The following is a 2,064-nucleotide window of genomic DNA, read 5'->3' as shown; positions in this document are numbered from 1 at the left end:
CGTCCTGGGTGCTGTTGTCGGCGATGTTGGCGAAGGTGTTCCGCCAGGCGATGAAGGTCGGCTTCTGGTAGAGCGGGATCGTGGCCATGTCGGCCGTGATCTGCTGGTCGATCTGGTTGCCCAGCTCGGTCGCCCTGGCGTCGTCGAACTCGCCCATGGCCTCCTTGAACAGGCTGTCGACCTTCTCGCTGGAGTAGGCGCCGTAGTTGCTGCCGCTGCCGCTGATGTAGGTGGCCTGGCTGCCCGAGATCGAGAACGGGCTGCCCACCCAGGCGAAGTTGGCGATGTCGAAGTTGCCGTTCGGGAGCCACTCGCCGAAGAACTTGGTCGAGTCGGCGTTGGCGATCTTGATGTCGACCCCGATCTCCTTCATCTGGGCCTGGAACAGCTCCTCCTGGGTCTCGCGGAGCTGGTTGCCGGCCGTGGTGGAGATCCGCAGGCTCAGCTTGTCGCCACCCTTGGCGTAGATGCCGTCGCCGCCCTTGGCGTAGCCGGCCTCCTCGAGCAGCGCCGTCGCCGCGGCCACGTCGCCCTTGCCGTACTCGGCGAAGTGGTCCTGGTACTGGTCTGGCTGGGTCTTCATGAAGATGCGGTTGCCCAGCGGCGCGGCCTGGTCGCTGAACTGCTTGACCGTGCGGTTGACCAGCTCCTCGATGTTGATGCCCTTGGCGATCGCCTGGCGCACCTTGAGGTCGCCCAGGTGCTTGTTCTTGAAGTTGAAGTCGAAGTGCTCGAAGGTCGGCCCGAAGTTGATCTGGCTGGTCACGTCGGGCAGGGCCTTGACCTGCTGCACCTGGTCGAGCTGGGGCTGCGGGTAGATCAGGTCGACCTCGTTGTTCTGCAGCGCCGCCGGCTGGGTGGTCGACTCGGGCAGGAAGCGGAACACCACCGAGTCGAGGTTGGCCTTCTTCCCGAAGTACTTGTCGTTGCGGGTCAGGGTCAGGCTCTGGCCCTGGGTCCAGTTGTCGATCTTGAACCAGCCACCCGAGGGGAAGGTCTCGGGGTTCTTGTCCAGGCCGGTGTTCCAGCCACCCGGCTGCTTCTCCATGAAGTGGGCCGGGAGGATGAAGTTGCCCGAGGCGAACAGCGACTTCCAGTCACGGAAGGGGGTCTTGAAGACGACCGTCACGGTCTTGCCGTTGTCGGAGCCCTCGACACTCTCGATCTGGTCGTAGCCGGTGGTGCCGGAGACGTCGTTGTCCTTCTTGGTGCCGTTGAGGTTCTCCCACAGGTAGACGAAGTCGTCGGCGCTGATCGGGGTGTCGTCCGACCAGGTCGCGTTCGGCTTGATCTTGTACACGACCGTCTGCGGGTCCTCGCTGGTCTGCTCGGCCGACTCCAGCAGGTCCGTGTTCATCTCGACCTTGAAGTCCGGGGTCAGGTTGAACGCCACCGGGAAGACGTTCCTGATGACGTTCGCCACCGAGGTGCCGTTGTCCTTGGAGGTGTTGTTGTTGAACCCGGTGGGCTCCTGGTCGGCGGCGTAGTTCAGGGTGCCGCCGGGCTGGATCTGGGCGGTGCCGCCGCCGGCCTCCCCACCCTCGTCGCCACCGCCGCCGCAGGCCGCGGCGACCATCGCGAGACCGACGAGCAGCGCCGCCAGCCTGACCGTACGCAAACGATGCACTTTGTTCGAACCTCCTGTTCGGAGCTGGCCCGTCCGCCCACCGCGGCCCGGAACCCTGACGATCGGCACGGAACCCTACGTTGGGCGCACCTCCCACCTGTCGGCCTCGTCGGGGGTAAGCAGAGATACGCAAGACCGGCAAGCCATTTGTGGCCGAATCGTACTCTCGGTGCTGGTGCACCATCATAAGAATTTTCTCAGACCGGTGGTCAGACCAGCGGCCATGGGTAGGCGCGGTCGCCGCGGGGGGCGGGCAGCCGGCCGGCCCGGACCAGCCCCCGGGCCCGGCGGCCGATCGCCGCCACCTCGTCGGGCTCGAGCAGCTCGCAGAGGGCGGCGTTGAGCGCGCCGCCGGCCGCCTCGGCGGCCAGGGCCTCCAGGTCGACCAGGACCGGCGCCTCCAGCGGCTCCCCGGCCAGGTCCCAGAGCACGGTGCG

At 66.4% G+C, this 2,064-nt stretch carries 2 protein-coding genes; both read right to left on the bottom strand.

Annotation, left to right across the window (positions count from 1 at the left end):
- A partial coding sequence (locus tag VF468_05480; protein HEX5877763.1) for an ABC transporter family substrate-binding protein occupies window positions 1–1,618 on the bottom strand: 1,618 nt, incomplete at its 3' end.
- Window positions 1,619–1,836: 218 nt separating this feature from the next.
- Window positions 1,837–2,064 (bottom strand): phosphatidylinositol kinase (locus VF468_05475; GenBank protein HEX5877762.1); only part of this gene is annotated, 228 nt, incomplete at its 5' end.

It is taken from the genome of Actinomycetota bacterium (genome assembly GCA_036280995.1).
Lineage (GTDB): Bacteria > Actinomycetota > CALGFH01 > CALGFH01 > CALGFH01 > CALGFH01.
This window is presented reverse-complemented; position numbering and strand designations above follow the sequence as displayed.